12 protein-coding genes are annotated in these 14906 nt (G+C 37.5%); all 12 read left to right on the forward strand.

The genetic code is table 11. The features are described from left to right. Nucleotides 1-243 precede the first annotated feature (243 nt). The 12 genes from I6L24_RS07485 to I6L24_RS07540 all read left to right on the forward strand — a co-directional run bounded on the left by I6L24_RS07485 (nt 244) and on the right by I6L24_RS07540 (nt 14901). A complete protein-coding gene (locus I6L24_RS07485) occupies nt 244-1113 on the forward strand; it encodes a YagK/YfjJ domain-containing protein (RefSeq protein ID WP_163170356.1) in 870 nt (289 codons plus the stop codon). Between the two features lie 104 nt (nt 1114-1217). Beyond that, on the forward strand, nt 1218-1496 hold the full coding sequence (locus I6L24_RS07490) for a hypothetical protein (protein WP_216986601.1): 279 nt from the start codon (nt 1218-1220) through the stop codon (nt 1494-1496). 22 nt (nt 1497-1518) lie between these two features. Next, nucleotides 1519-2550, forward strand: coding sequence for a DUF932 domain-containing protein (locus tag I6L24_RS07495; RefSeq protein ID WP_216986602.1), 1032 nt, complete (start codon nt 1519-1521; stop codon nt 2548-2550). Nucleotides 2551-2748: 198 nt separating this feature from the next. Next, nucleotides 2749-3807: a YqaJ viral recombinase family nuclease gene (locus I6L24_RS07500; RefSeq protein ID WP_216986603.1), complete on the forward strand. Its 1059-nt coding sequence runs from the start codon at nt 2749-2751 to the stop codon at nt 3805-3807. Between the two features lie 197 nt (nt 3808-4004). Further along, complete coding sequence (locus I6L24_RS07505) at nt 4005-4889, forward strand: recombination directionality factor (protein WP_216985857.1); 885 nt, start codon at nt 4005-4007, stop codon at nt 4887-4889. 79 nt (nt 4890-4968) lie between these two features. Beyond that, nucleotides 4969-5199: a helix-turn-helix transcriptional regulator gene (locus I6L24_RS07510; protein ID WP_216985858.1), complete on the forward strand. Its 231-nt coding sequence runs from the start codon at nt 4969-4971 to the stop codon at nt 5197-5199. Between the two features lie 72 nt (nt 5200-5271). Further along, on the forward strand, nt 5272-5856 hold the full coding sequence (locus I6L24_RS07515) for a class I SAM-dependent methyltransferase (RefSeq protein ID WP_216985859.1): 585 nt from the start codon (nt 5272-5274) through the stop codon (nt 5854-5856). After that, the gene (locus I6L24_RS07520) at nt 5849-6865 is read left to right on the forward strand and encodes an HNH endonuclease domain-containing protein (RefSeq protein WP_216985860.1); all 1017 of its coding nucleotides are present in this window, start codon (nt 5849-5851) and stop codon (nt 6863-6865) included. Before I6L24_RS07515 ends, I6L24_RS07520 begins: the two co-directional genes overlap by 8 nt. An 80-nt stretch (nt 6866-6945) precedes the next feature. Next, on the forward strand, nt 6946-10161 hold the full coding sequence (locus I6L24_RS07525; protein ID WP_228733301.1) for a helicase-related protein: 3216 nt from the start codon (nt 6946-6948) through the stop codon (nt 10159-10161). Between the two features lie 14 nt (nt 10162-10175). After that, nucleotides 10176-10970, forward strand: a complete 795-nt coding sequence (locus I6L24_RS07530) for a DUF4391 domain-containing protein (RefSeq protein ID WP_216985861.1) — start codon at nt 10176-10178, stop codon at nt 10968-10970. A gap of 41 nt (nt 10971-11011) precedes the next feature. Continuing rightward, nucleotides 11012-13030, forward strand: coding sequence for a site-specific DNA-methyltransferase (locus tag I6L24_RS07535; RefSeq protein WP_216985862.1), 2019 nt, complete (start codon nt 11012-11014; stop codon nt 13028-13030). An 11-nt stretch (nt 13031-13041) separates the two neighbouring features. Beyond that, nucleotides 13042-14901, forward strand: a complete 1860-nt coding sequence (locus I6L24_RS07540; protein WP_216985863.1) for a site-specific DNA-methyltransferase — start codon at nt 13042-13044, stop codon at nt 14899-14901. The last annotated feature ends 5 nt before the right edge of the window (nt 14902-14906 follow it).

The following is a 14906-nucleotide window of genomic DNA, read 5'->3' on the forward strand; positions in this document are numbered from 1 at the left end:
AGACTACTCAATTAGGTGAGTATCAGAAGGGAAATCTATAGGCCATAGCTCAATCTTTGCAGGTTAATTAAGATTATTAAATACAATTAAATACAACTAATTAAATACAACTAAATATATCTATATGGAGACTAATCATTAGACTATTCATAGAGTTGTATACCTGACTAGATTCAACCTAAAAATTATATTCATACAGTTTAACCCTCTCATATGGAGCTATTTCCAGATTGAGTATTGAACATGAGTAAGCCAATTAATGAATCTAAACTAACCATCCAACTTGAAGTCGTCACTGAGCTATGGATTAGAGCTCATCGTAGACCGCATGATTTCTATTTAGAATTTGCTGAGCTTCTGACGGAATTAGATCAAGTGTACATACGGTCTTACGACTACTTCGGATATATCAATGCATGGTGTAATTGGTTGGAAGAGAATGACATTGCGGGTCTAAGGTTAGATGAACTCATTGAAGAGCTTAAAAGAAAATCATTTGCTGAGTATCAGCGATATTTTAAGAGTTATCAATCTGAACATCGAAGAGCTTTAAGACGTCATCGTGAAAATGAGACACGGAATATTCGATCACTAGAAAGGAAAGCTAGGAATGCTGTAGAGCGTTATTCAAAGACCGAGGTTGTTCGTATTGATTTGGGATACATTAAAAAATATCAACACTTGATCAATATTGCTGATTTTTATGAGGATATGAAAGAGCTAAGAGCACAGATGAGCAAGCGGGAAAAGCCATTTAATGACCTGATAGATTTTGGTTGGGCCTTAGAGCAAGGAGTAGATAAGGGTTATCATTGTCATTTGGTACTGTTTTTTAATGGGCACGTTAAGCAGGATGGATGGGGTATTGCTCATCAAGTCGGAAAGGAATGGAAGAAAATCACAGGCAAGTTAGGATCATTTTTTAACTGTCATGATCCTGAACAGATCCAAGAGTACACAGAGTTGGGTATTTTAGGTATTGGTCGAATTCACAGAAATAATCCTACTGAAGTGGAAAAGATGATTAATGCTGTACGCTATTTAGTACGGCCTGAAAAAGATGCGCAACATCTGCGTGTGAAATGCAAAGCAAAGATGCGGACATTTCAATGATTTGAAAATAATCTCAGATATACATTATCTAGATGAAAACGAGTTTTTTAACTTTGCAAGGCTTGCCAATCGGTGAGCCTTTGTCATTTCTAGAGGTATATATTATGAGTTTAAATTGTCCTTATTGTTTTTCGGATCAGGTTATTCAAGTGGTTAATCAGCAGGTGAGTGGATCTGATTCTACAGGTATAGCAGCATCTGCTTCGTTTGCCACCATCGGTGCATCTATTTCAAAGGGTTTACCTTTACCTGTATCACCACTGCTTGGCGGGCTTGCAGGTGCGGTCATTGGTGGTCTATTTAGCAGCATGTTTGATGAGCCGAAAAAGCCGATCACCCTGACCTATTACCATTGCAATCAATGTCAGCAGAATTTTCGTTGAATCGTCATAGGAGATAAGAACGATGGCACATCAAATCGAACAAATCGCCTATGTTGGCGAAACCCCTTGGCATGGTCTGGGTAATCAGCTGAGTCCGAATCAACCACTCGAAGTTTGGGCACAGCAAGCTGGGATGGACTGGCGGATTGAATCCTCGAACGTCAGCTATATGGCACAGAATGAACGTGGTCAGAGCATCATCATGCCATTTGAAGAGCAGCGTGTCTTGTATCGTTCAGATACCCATGCACCTTTATCTGTGGTTAGTCAGCGTTATCAGGAAGTTCAGCCTAAAGAGATTCTGGAGTTCTACCGGGATCTGACTGAGCAGTCTGGCTTTGAGTTAGAAACCGCAGGGGTTTTGAAAGGTGGGAAGAAATTCTGGGCTTTGGCACGTACTGGGCAAAGCACTGCATTAAAGGGTAAGGATGTCAGTAATGGTTATATCTTGCTGGCTACTGCGTGTGATGGCACCTTGGCAACGACAGCACAGTTCACTAGTATCCGAGTGGTCTGTAACAACACTTTAGCCATTGCTCTACGTGGGCAGAGCAGTAGTGCAGGTGTGGTAAAGGTTCCGCATAGTACCAAGTTTGATGCAGAGAAAGTGAAACAGCAATTGGGTATTTCAGTGCGTGCATGGGATGAGCACATGTATGAGATGAAACAGCTCACACAGCGTAAGGTGAGTCAGCAGGAGGCCAAAGCTTATTTTGATGCCGTATTCAACAACAGCACCATGTCAATTTCCGATCCTGAAGAAAACATCATTCAGTTCTATCGTAATGTCGCACAGCAAGTTCAGGAGAAAAAGCCTGAACCCAATGGTCGTGCCATGAATAAAGCTTTAGAGATGTTTAATGGCCAAGGTCGTGGTGCTGACCTGTCATCCGCCAAAGACACTGCTTATGGCTTACTGTGTTCCATCACAGAATTTGTGGATCATGAACGACGTGCCATGAGTACAGATCACCGTCTTGATTCAGCTTGGTTCGGTGCGGGTGCTGGTGTGAAACAACGAGGATTGGAGCAAGCACTTGCTTTGATCGCCTGAAATGAACTGACTCACTTATGTCGAAATCAAGTCACCCCAAACAAATGCTAGTCATAGCACTCATGTAACTCTCTCTATTTACTACTCACAATCAATAATCTGAATCAGCATGCATATCGCCATACCCGACCTCGTGTCGGGTATGGCTTTTTTATGCACTTCTTTTTTACAAAAACTGAAATTTATAAGGATAGAACCATGAATCAAATCGCACCGATTTCAAATCAGACTGTACAGGCAGGTGTTCAAACTGCATTAAATCCATTAACTACACCTAAACGAGCTAGTTCTGCAAAACGCTTAGTCAACACCAAAGATATGGCGTATCAAGATTGGCTTGAAGTTCGTAAACAAGGCATTGGCAGCAGTGATGCAGCAACAGCATGTGGCTTAAATCCCTACATGTCCATGTTAGAGCTTTGGCTGATCAAAACAGGTCGTCAGACTCAATCCATTGAAGATGAAAGTTCAGGTGTAGCACCGCTGTATTGGGGCAAACAGCTCGAACCTTTAGTGGCTGAGTATTACAGCATGCACACCAATAATAAAGTTCGTCGAGTCAATGCTGTATTACAGCACCCTGATCCTGATAAGCATTTCATGTTAGCAAACTTGGATTACTCTGTTGTAGGAAGCGACGAAGTTCAGATTCTTGAATGCAAAACAGCAGGTGAGCATGGAGCAAAATTGTGGCGTGATGGTGTGCCTTTATACGTGCTGTGTCAGGTACAACATCAACTGGCGGTGACTGGTAAACAGGCAGCGCATGTTTGTGTCTTGATCTGTGGGCATGAAACCAAGATCTTCAAAGTGACACGATCAGAATCCGTGATTGAACATATTGTTCAAGCAGAACGATATTTCTGGGAATGCGTGGAAAAGGATACACCACCATCCGTGGATGCAAGTGAATCCGCAGCTAAAGCGATTCAACAACTTTATCCAGCGCATGTACCTTTAACCGTAGAGGATCTCTCGCAAAATGAAAATGCCAATTTGATGTTCGACAAGCTCATCAAAATGAAAGAAGAGATTCAGCATCAGCAGGAACGTTTTGATCAGCTTAAACATGAAATTCAGATGATGATGCAAGACAAGGAAAGGGCAGTCTTTGCAAATGGCTCAGTAGTCTGGAAGAAAGCGAAGGACTCCATCAGTCTCAACACCAAGGTATTGCTTCAGCACCAGCCTGAACTCATCGAGCTTTATCCACTTGAAAAGCAGGGCAGTCGTCGATTTAACATCTATACCGACTAAGCCCTATTTACACAGCACCAAATCAAAAATTCACAAAAATCGCTCCCCGCTCTCTACCCTTCGGTAGAGAGCAAATCGGTCGCGATCTCTGTAGCACTTTATCTGGCTCTACATTCTTTGGGTAACTTATTTGGTCCTTGTTCCGACCTACATAGATAGACCCAAATTTGTAAGGTAATACATTAAGGAATATCAATATGATTAAAGGTTTAGCAATTACTCCTCCAATACTCGGACGGATCAGTATTGGTCGGATGGTTGAAAAGAATGGCAAACGCCTACCGGAAAAGGATGACCAGTTCACTATTACGTCCCAGATTCAAAGCAAAGAAGGCTGGGTCAAACATCCATTAGATGATCAGCTTCGAGCTAATATTCCCAATCAAAAGCTACGCTCAATCCCCGTCAGAATGATTTTTAATGATCCTGATTTGAGCTTGCGCGCTGAATACACCTTATTTGACCGACAGACCGGACGGCCTGTGTGTGTCGGTAATGGAGAAACCTGCCAGCGTTTAACCAATCAAGGCGTAGAGCAGCATCCCTGTCCATCCCCTGATTTATGTCCATTGGCTCAAGGTGGCAACTGCAAACCTTATGGACGTTTACATGTGAACCTGGATGAATCAGATGAGTTTGGCACCTTCATCTTTAGAACTACAGGCTTTAACAGTATCCGGACTTTGGCTGCACGGCTGAGTTATTACCAAGCAGCTTCAGGAGGTTTATTGTCTTGTCTGCCTTTGCAACTGACTTTAAGAGGAAAAAGCACCACGCAAAGCTATCGTCAGCCGGTCTACTACGTGGATCTGACTTTAAGGGAGGGTATTAGCCTGAATGAAGCCATTATTCAGGCGAAGCAAATTGATGAACAGAGCAAGCAGGCGGGGTTTTATCAGGAAGCTTTAGACTTTACCGCAAGGAAGGGTTTTGGGAATGGAAGGATGGATGTGGATATGGAGGAAGGCTTGGAGGTAATTGAGGAGTTTTATCAGCCTGTTGAAGGCCTGCAGATTGAGGAAAATCAGACTGAATTTAATATTCAGCAGGGATTGAAAGGATCAGTGACGGCTTTGAATTAAATCGAATAGGGTAAAACCTTACGAGATTGCCGTATCTCATGAGCGAGTTGCTCGAAATCATGAGATAGGAGTAAACATCATGAATGCCTTTGTAGGTCAGACTTTTCAGATGAACCAATTTATTAGCATCAAACAAGTCGTAAATTTTGTTGGTGTGGGGCGTTCCACCATCTATGAAATGATGGATGAGAACTCACCTTATTATGATCCTACTTTTCCGAAGAAAGTAAAAATCACCAAGAACCGTATCGGCTGGTCAGCTTATGAGATCCATCAATGGATGGAAAATAAGTTGGCGAGCCGTGAATAGAAAGGGAGCAAAAGCTCCCTTATTTTTTTGTTTTCTTGTAGACTAAAATGTCTTTTAGCCTAAGTGTCTGTAATGAAAACAATAGACTACTACAATAAATATGCAGAAGAATTTACAGCTTCAACTTTCAAGGTTGAAATGGAAAGCCTTTACGTACCATTTTTAAGGTATTTACCGGAACAAGCATCTATTTTGGATTTGGGCTGTGGTTCAGGACGAGATACTTTGGCTTTTAAAGATAAAGGCTATCAAGTTGAGGCAATAGATTATTCTGCTGAGCTGGTTAAGAAGGCCAAGGAGCTGACCGGCATTGAAGTACGTCAACAAAGTTTCTATGAATTAAATGACAGTGAAAAGTACGATGGTATTTGGGCCTGTGCTTCCCTTTTACACTGTGACAGAGATCGTTTACCTGAAGTGATGGGGCGCATATTCAAAGCACTAAAGCCAAATGGTGTATGTTACATGTCTTTTAAATATGGCAATACAGACCGTGAGAAAGACAGGCGTAGCTTTACTGATTTAGATGAAGCGCAAGCTCGAGAATTAGTGGATCAGTTGGAGGGGGTTAAGGTATTACAACAATGGAAAACCGTAGATAAACGCCCTGATCGTGATGAAGAATGGCTGAATGTACTTTGGAAAAAACATGCCTGATTTTATTCCTACAGCGCAGGAGCAGCTTAAGTTCCTTAAAAATATTCAGCTGATTTTACAGTCAGGTAGTTTTAGCAGTACCTATAAATTTGCGTTACTGATTAGCCTTAGCCGATTGGCTATTGAAAAAGGTGAAGACTCAGGCCAGAGCCTATCACTTGAGTATACAGAGATTGCTGAAAAGTTTATTGAGTTGTATTGGAAGCAGGCTGTGCCATATACCTTTAATGATCAAGGGCAGCTGATCTTGAATCAAAACAATGGTAAGCAGGCAGCTATTTTGAAGCGGATAATTGAGCATAGAAAAAATTATTCATCACTTGGGGTGTTAAGGCGAGATTGTTTGGTATGGTTGACGCTACTTAACGAGGTAAAAAGCACTATTAAAAAAATGCCTGTAACTTTCCTACAGAACATTAATGGTCAAAATTTTGAGTTTTTATATCAGCTAGATCAGTGTGGAAAGCAACTCATTCTTCTTCCTAAAGTCATGTATTGCTTGCGACAGTTTAGTGAAATTATTGAAGAGCTATGTCAGAAACGATGGATTGACTATATTCGTAAGAATAGTAGCAATTCACCAATCTTGAATAAATTGCCAAACCTTGAACAATTTATGTTTGAGCCGAGTCGGAACCAGTTAAATGCGGTAGCGAATGTGTTGGTCGAGCTACAAGATTGCCAATGTTTCTATTGCAATAAACCGATGAGACAAGGCAATTATGCAGTCGATCATTTTATCCCCTGGTCAATGTATCCATCGGATACAGGCCATAACTTTGTGTTGGCGGATTCAAGTTGTAATTCGAAGAAAAGTAATTTGCTCGCATCAGATGAGTTTTTACATAAGTGGCGGGAGAGGAATGAAGAACAGGATTTAATTATTGTGGATCGAATTTCTGTACTGGGGTTCCTGACAGATAAGGAGCGATCGCATAAGGTAGGTGATTGGGCTTATAGGCAAGCTAAGGAAAATGGTTATGTTACATGGAATGCCAAAAATAGCTAAAGTCTTATAAGTTTAAAGCTTAAATGTAATTAATATAAACATAATGAAAGAGTTATTTTAAATAATCAATGGGGGGAATCGTGATTTTAATTGATAATAAGACTGAAACGGTAAGTGAAAAGCTGAAGGAAATTGATAGTAAAGATGCTACCTTATCGATGCAGTCAAGTAAATTCACGATCTATGCCTTTGATGCTTTAAGAAAAGAATTATCTGCTATTAAAAAATCAAGAATACTTCTCTCCCAGTCACATGAGGATATGCAATCATTAGTAGGTTGTGAAAAAGATACTGTACTGATAAATCGACTAGATCAAAAAAGAATGGCCCTGAACTGTTTTGATTGGATTAATAAGAATCATGTGGAAATAGCTACCAATCTGCGTGCTCCTGAATCTAATAACATTATTTGTATTCAAAAAGAAGAAGCTATATCTGCGATTTATGGAGATGCTTCTTTTAGTCCAGAGGGGTTGGGTGAAATAACTCCACTAAAACAGCAAATGATTACTTATACGGATGATGCTGAACTTGCTCATCGAGTCTTAGAATGGTTTAGAAATCTGTGGGATGATGAAGAAAACCTAATTAATATTAAAAAAGAAATTGTCCAAAAAATTGAAAATTTAGCAAAAGATCAATCTCTAGAATATATCTACCTACTGACGTTATTTAATATTTTTAACAATTTTCTAGGTGATCTTGATCAAGAAAAATTATTGAGAAGTAAGACCGGCTTTAAGGATTCAATTGTCTGGAGTAAGCTTTTTAAATTCCAAAAGGATGGTGTCGTTGGGGCAATTGAAAAGCTTGAAAAATTTAATGGTTGTATCATTGCTGATAGTGTAGGGCTTGGTAAAACATTCGAAGCTTTAGCTGTAATTAAGTATTATGAATTACGTAATGATCGCGTTTTGGTTCTATGTCCTAAAAAATTACGTGATAACTGGACGATGTACACCATTAACGATAAACGCAATATCTTAGCTGAAGATCGCTTCAATTATGACGTTTTAAACCATACAGATCTGACACGCACAAAAGGCTTTTCTAGTGAAATTAACTTAGAAACCTTGAATTGGGCGAACTATGATCTTGTAGTGATTGATGAATCACATAATTTTAGAAATACACCGACGAAAGTGACTGGCAATAGTCGATACGAAAAATTATTAAATGATGTGCTGAGAGCTGGTGTTAAGACAAAAGTATTGATGCTTTCAGCAACGCCAGTAAATAACAGAATGAACGATTTGAAAAATCAAATTGCATTCATTACAGAAGGGCGTGATGTTGCTTTTATAGATCAGGGCATTAAGAGTATAGAAAGGACTTTAATGCTGGCTCAGAAGCAGTTCAATCAATGGGTGAAACTACCAGTCGATGAGCGAACGACTGCAAATTTGCTAGACAGTATGAGCTTTGGTTATTTTAAGCTTTTAGATATTGTCACGATTGCTCGCTCGAGAAAGCATATCGAAAAATATTATGGTGTTGAGGATATCGGTAAATTTCCTGAACGTCTAAAACCTAAAAATATTTATGCTGATTTAGATCTTAAAGAAGAATTTCCACCACTTAAAGAAGTGAATAAAACAATACGACGACTGACTTTGGCGGGATACTCGCCCCTGAAGTATGTCAGAAATGATAAAAAAGAAGAATATTCTCGTAAATATGATAAAGCTGTTGGGGGCGGTAAAGGGGTCTTTAAGCAGATTGACCGTGAAGAAAGCTTAATTCATTTAATGCGCGTTAATTTATTAAAGCGTATGGAAAGCTCGATTCATTCGTTTACGCTTACTGTTTCAAAGTTAGTTAATCAAGTGACAGGTCTTTTGGATAAAATTGATAAACTACAACAGAGTGATATTGAGGCTTTAAATATCGAAGACATCCAAGATATAGAGTTTGAGTCTGCTGAGCTTGAACCTTACATGATTGGTAATAAAACGAAAGTTCTTTTGAAAGATATGGATTTGATCCGCTTTAAGCAAGATTTGACAGCAGATCAAATATTCTTAACCTCTATCTTGCAGACTGCACAAGAAATTGATATTTCAAGAGATGCGAAGCTTCAAAAGCTCAAACAGGAAATCCTATTTAAAATCCAAAATCCTATTAATGCAGACAACAAAAAGTTAATCGTATTTACTGCTTTTGCAGATACTGCTAATTACCTTTATAAAGAGCTCTCATCTTGGGCGCTAAGTACCTTAGGGATTCACAGTGGTCTAATTACTGGCAGTGGAACGAATAAAACAACGCTAAAAAGTTTAGGAACGGATCTCAATACCTTGCTTACAACCTTTTCCCCAATATCGAAAGAACGCAATAAAACCAATATTTCTGAGACAGATGAACTAGATTTACTTATCGCAACTGACTGTATTAGTGAAGGACAAAACTTACAAGATTGTGACACCTTGATTAACTATGATATTCATTGGAATCCAGTCAGAATTATTCAACGATTTGGACGTATTGATCGTTTGGGCTCTAAGAACTCACAAATACAATTAATTAATTTCTGGCCCAATATGGAATTGGATGAATACATCAATCTTGAAGCGAAAGTTTCAGGACGTATGGTGTTATTAGATATTTCAGCAACGGGTGAAGAAAATGTGATTGATCCAAATAATGTTGAAATGAATGATTTGGAATACAGAAAAAAGCAATTACAGCAACTTAAAGATGCAGTCGTCGATTTAGAAGATATGGCAGGTGGGATTTCACTTACTGATTTAACGTTAAATGATTTCCGCTTAGATCTATCGAATTATCTGAATACGCCAAATAACTTACAAACGTTAGAGGAAATGCCTTTTGGATTGTTCTCAGCTATATCCCTTCGACAATTTAAAGAGAGCTATGATATTCCGAAAGGAATTATTTTCTGCTTGAAAAGTTTAAAAACAGGGAAAGATGCTTTGCAAATTAGTGACCACTATCCTTTGCATCCTTACTTTTTAGTGCATGTTAGTTTTGATTTAGACATTGTTCATCAATATACACAACTCAAGCAGATTCTAGATATTTTTAAATTAGCATCTTTAGCTAAAGTTCAAGTCGATCAAACGGCGTACCAACAGGTCAATTTAATGACTAAACAGGGACAGGATACGACTTTATTTAAAAAAATGCTGGTCAAAGCAATTGAGAGTATAGAAGGGAAAAGTGAGGAGAAAGGAATCGAAAGCTTATTCCATAAAGGGGGTACTGTGCTATCAGCCTCAGGTAGTCAAAACCTGGAAGATTTTACAGTGGTGTCCTATTTGGTTATTACGGATTAAGAGGGGGAATAAAAATGAGTTTACTCGATGATTTTTTGAATCAGTTAAATATCCCTGAAAAATGCAAAGTAGATAAGACCGTCTTTAAGAAACTATTTGAACAGGCAAATGATGGTCATAAAAATATTTTAGATGCAAAAGATAGAGAATGTTTAAAAAAGGATATATCCAAAATTACGTGGTTATATAGTTTTAAACCGAGCACGCTCAACATTCCTGTGTACCAAACTGAAATTCGTGAATATTTAGAAGTCGCGGTCTTACTGGTGGAAGTCGAGGATAAAAAGAACATAGAAAGGATTCAGCAGTTTTTTAATCGTTGTATTCCTTATCCATTAGTGATCTTATTTCATTTTAAAAATGAAGAAGAGGATTGCCTCAGTTTTGGTGTAATCCATAAGCGTACCAATCAGTCTGATAATGAAAAATGGGTACTTGAAGAAAGTATCATTTCATCTTGGCTGAATTCAGCACAATTGTCGGTAGTGGAGCAGAAATTTTTAGAAAGCATGCAACTATCTCAGTTATCATTCCAAAGCTTTTATCATTTTTATGATTCGATAAAAGCACGCCTAATTGCCTTACAATGTGCAAGATATAGTGGCTCTTTTGAGCTTTCATCACAGGATGATCATCTCTCCACAGAGAGTCGTGCGAGTGCTTTGAAAAATTTAATTGAATTGGAAAAAAGACAAGTAGAAATCTCCAATAAATTAAAGAAAGAAAAGCAGCTAGGTCGACAGGTTGAGCTTAATGTTCAGCTACATAAGCTGAAAGATGAAATTCAGTCGATTGTTCGTTGTATATAGATTTCGAGTCATCCCAATTTTTAAACTTTGAAGTAATGGTTATGCAGAAAATAAGTCTTGAAGAAAACCAAAGTGAAAATTTGGTTCAGCAAAATATTGAACATCTAAAGCAGATTTTTCCTGAAGTTTTCTCTGAAGGTAAAGTCAATTTTGATACTTTACGTCAGCTTTTGGGTGACAAACAGGTTTTGGATGAAGGTGAAGAAAAGTATGGCTTGAACTGGCATGGGAAAAAGAAAGCCCGTCAAGCGGCATTGATACCTTCACTTGGAACATTATTACCGTGCCCTGAAGACAGTGTGGATTGGGATAACACGCAAAATTTATTTATTGAAGGTGATAATTTAGAAGTGTTAAAACTTCTGCAAAAGAGTTATACCAATAAAGTTAAACTTATCTATATTGATCCTCCCTACAACACTGGTAGTGAGTTTATTTATCCAGATAATTTTCAAGAAAATTTAGATACTTATCTTCTTTATACAGGGCAAAAAGATGAAGAAGGTAACACTTTAACATCAGCGAAAGAAAAAGCGGGTCGTAAGCATTCTAATTGGTTGAATATGATGTATTCACGCCTTTTATTGGCGAGATCTCTTTTAAAGGATGATGGCGTTTTAGTAATTTCTATTGATGAAAATGAGCATGTCAATTTAGTCAAAATTGCACAAGAAATTTTTGGTGAAGAAAACTACTGTGGAGAGATTGTTTGGAAAAATAGTAGTAAAAATGATCAAGATTATATTTCTATACAGCATGAATATTTTGTTTTTTTCACAAAAAATAAATCGGTAAATAAGGGTGAATGGCTTGAGAAAAAAGAGGGCATTGATGAAATTTATAAAGCTTTCGAAAAATTCAAAAATGAGCATGGTAGTGATTGGAAAGCAATCCATCAAGCAGCTTTAGATTGGTATAAGAATTTTCCTGACTCTAATCCGATTATCGATAGTAAGCACTACAGTTGGATGGATGAAAAGGGCGTTTATTTCCCTGACAATATTTCAGGACCAAATGTTGGACAATATGTATATGAGGTTGAACATCCTGTAACTAAGAAGAATGTTAAAAAACCTTCTAGAGGTTGGTTCTGTCCGAAATCTACAATGGATGAGCTAATTGCAAGTGGGGGAGTGCATTTTGGTATAGATGAAACGACAGTACCTTGTTTAAAAACGTATTTGAAAAATACTGAGATGAAAAGTCTAACAAGTTTGCGTTTCAAAGATGGTCGTGTTGCATCTAAAAGATTAAGAGCTTTATTTGGTGAAAATATATTTACTAATCCCAAAGATGAAGAATTATTGGTAGATTTTTTTAAAGCATTAAATATAAAGGAAAATGATGTTGTTTTAGATTTCTTTGCGGGTTCTGGAACGACAGGACATGCTGTAATGCTTCATAATGTTCTGAATGCTCATCGAGTGAAATATATTCTAGTGCAGTTGCCTGAAAGTCTAGAAGCTATGGCTAAGACGGCAACAGGTTTATCCAAGAAGATTATTCTTAATTCGATTAAGTATTTAAATGAACGCTCTCTTCCACTGAATATATGTGAAATTACTAAATTAAGATTAAAGCTAGTTAAAGAAAAGCTAGAAGAAACAGATGTAGATCAGTTATTAGATTTAGGCTTCAAAGTTTTTAAACTTGCTCAATCCAATATCCAACCTTGGAATCCTGATCCTACTGATTTAGAGGTAACACTTTTAGAGAGTGAAAATCACCTAATCGAAGGTCGCACAGAACAAGACATTCTGTATGAACTACTACTGAAGCGAGGTATTGATCTCGCAACACCAATTGCAGAACGTAAAGCTGGTGAAAAAACTGTTTATAGCATTGGCTATGGGGCGACGTTTGCATGTTTGGATGAAAATATTCAAGCAGGTGATATCGAGTCTATTGCTCAAATCATCATCGATTGGTATCAAGAATTAGCGCCTGGCAATAAACCACATATTTTCTTCCGAGACAGTGCTTTTGAAAATGATGTAGTGAAAACCAATATCGCCGCTATTCTCCAACAAAATGGCTTAGACCACGTACGTAGTTTATAAGGGAAAACTCTGTGAAAGTTACATTGCAAGACGGTCAGTCTTTAGATATTCAACAAGAAAATATTGAAGCACTTCAACAGTTGTTTCCTGAGCTAGTACGAGATGGAAAAGTCAATTTTGATGTATTTCTTCATGTCTTTGGGGACTTAGGTGTTCTTGAAGAAGGTGAAGAAAAGTTTGGATTAAATTGGCACGGCAAGAAAAAAGCCCGTCAAAATGCCTTTACACCGTCACTTGGTACTTTACTGCCATGTCCACATGAAAGTGTGGATTGGGATACGACTCAAAATCTATTTATTGAAGGTGATAACTTAGAGGTCTTAAAACTTCTTCAAAAGAGTTATGCCAATTCTGTGAGTGTTATATATATCGATCCACCATACAACACTGGACATGGTCTTATATATCCAGATAATTTTGTGGAAAGTTTAGATAATTATTTAATTTTTACAAATCAAAAGAGCGAGGGGATTACTACTACTTCAGCAACTGAGAAAAGTGGTAGAAAGCATTCAACTTGGCTAAGTATGATGTACCCAAGATTAACTCTATCAAAGAGTTTGCTTGGTACAAATGGTGTTATTTTTATCTCCATTGATGATGGAGAATATGGTCATCTTAAATTAATTATGGATGAAATTTTTGGTGAAGAGAATTTCATCGGTTGTTTTGTTTGGAAATCGAGAGTAAGTGAAGATACAAGAGCAAAAACAGGTCTTTCTTCAGATCATGAATATATTGTTTGCTACAGAAAAAATGATGGAGTTTCTTTAAGGGGTACTGAGAAAGATCTTAATAAATTTAGTAATCCCGATAATGATTCTAGAGGTAATTGGCGTAGTGCTGATATGACAGGATTAGCCACAAAAGATAAAAGACCGAATCTGCATTATGATCTGATAAATCCTGAAACTGGTATAAATTATGGGTGCCCACCAAAAGGTTGGAGATTCGATAAAAATACAATGGCTGTAAAAATTAAAGAAAAAAGAATTTTATGGCCTGAGAGCTTAACAGGGCGTCCAAGACAAAAATTATTTTTGAATGAAATGGATAGTATATATAAAAATATTTCCTCAGTAATTCAGAATGTTTCTACTGCAGATGGTACTCGTGAAATAAATTCTATTTTTAAAGAAGATGGTGTTTTCGATTTTCCTAAACCAACTAGATTAATAGAAAATTTTATTGAACAAATTGAAGACCCAGAAGCAATTATTTTGGACTTCTTTGCTGGTTCGGGCACTACAGCTCAAGCCGTAATGAATGTAAATGCTAAAAATAAAAGTCGTCGAAGATTTATCGCTGTACAATTGCCAGAACCGTGTGAACCTAATTCTGTAGCTTATAAATTAGGATTCAATAGTATTGCTGAGATTACTAAACAAAGAATTACTGTTAGTGGAGAAAATATAAAAAAAGAATTTTCCTTTATCGATTCAGGATTTAAAGTTTTTAAATTAGCCCAATCAAATATTCAGCCTTGGAATGTGCATACAGATGATTTAGAAAATACTTTGGATTTAAACGAAGATCATCTGATCGAAGGTCGTACTGAGTTAGACGTGCTTTATGAGCTACTATTAAAGCGTGGTATTGATTTAGCAACACCAATTGAAAAACGCGAAATTAATTCAAAAACACTGTATAGCATTGGCTATGGTGCAGTCTTTGCGTGTTTAGATGATTCTATTTTAGCTACTGATTTGGATGTCATCACATCTGCCATTATTGAATGGCATAAAGAATTAGCCCCTTCAAATGACACTCATATTTTCTTTAAAGACAGCGCATTCCAAGATGATGTTGTAAAAACCAATCTCGCGGCGATTCTAGAACAGAATGGCTTAAAGCATGTACGCAGTCTGTAAGGGGA

The organism is Acinetobacter lwoffii (genome assembly GCF_019048525.1).
Classification (GTDB): domain Bacteria; phylum Pseudomonadota; class Gammaproteobacteria; order Pseudomonadales; family Moraxellaceae; genus Acinetobacter; species Acinetobacter lwoffii_K.

Excerpts from the sequence above, each read along its gene's own strand:
- I6L24_RS07520 (WP_216985860.1), top strand. The coding sequence starts at position 5,849 with ATGCCTGATTTTATTCCTACAGCGCAGGAGCAGCTTAAGTTCCTTAAA.
- I6L24_RS07485 (WP_163170356.1), top strand. The coding sequence starts at position 244 with ATGAGTAAGCCAATTAATGAATCTAAACTAACCATCCAACTTGAAGTC.
- I6L24_RS07500 (WP_216986603.1), top strand. The coding sequence starts at position 2,749 with ATGAATCAAATCGCACCGATTTCAAATCAGACTGTACAGGCAGGTGTT.
- I6L24_RS07510 (WP_216985858.1), top strand. The coding sequence starts at position 4,969 with ATGAATGCCTTTGTAGGTCAGACTTTTCAGATGAACCAATTTATTAGC.
- I6L24_RS07505 (WP_216985857.1), top strand. The coding sequence starts at position 4,005 with ATGATTAAAGGTTTAGCAATTACTCCTCCAATACTCGGACGGATCAGT.
- I6L24_RS07515 (WP_216985859.1), top strand. The coding sequence starts at position 5,272 with ATGAAAACAATAGACTACTACAATAAATATGCAGAAGAATTTACAGCT.
- I6L24_RS07490 (WP_216986601.1), top strand. The coding sequence starts at position 1,218 with ATGAGTTTAAATTGTCCTTATTGTTTTTCGGATCAGGTTATTCAAGTG.
- I6L24_RS07535 (WP_216985862.1), top strand. The coding sequence starts at position 11,012 with ATGCAGAAAATAAGTCTTGAAGAAAACCAAAGTGAAAATTTGGTTCAG.
- I6L24_RS07530 (WP_216985861.1), top strand. The coding sequence starts at position 10,176 with ATGAGTTTACTCGATGATTTTTTGAATCAGTTAAATATCCCTGAAAAA.
- I6L24_RS07495 (WP_216986602.1), top strand. The coding sequence starts at position 1,519 with ATGGCACATCAAATCGAACAAATCGCCTATGTTGGCGAAACCCCTTGG.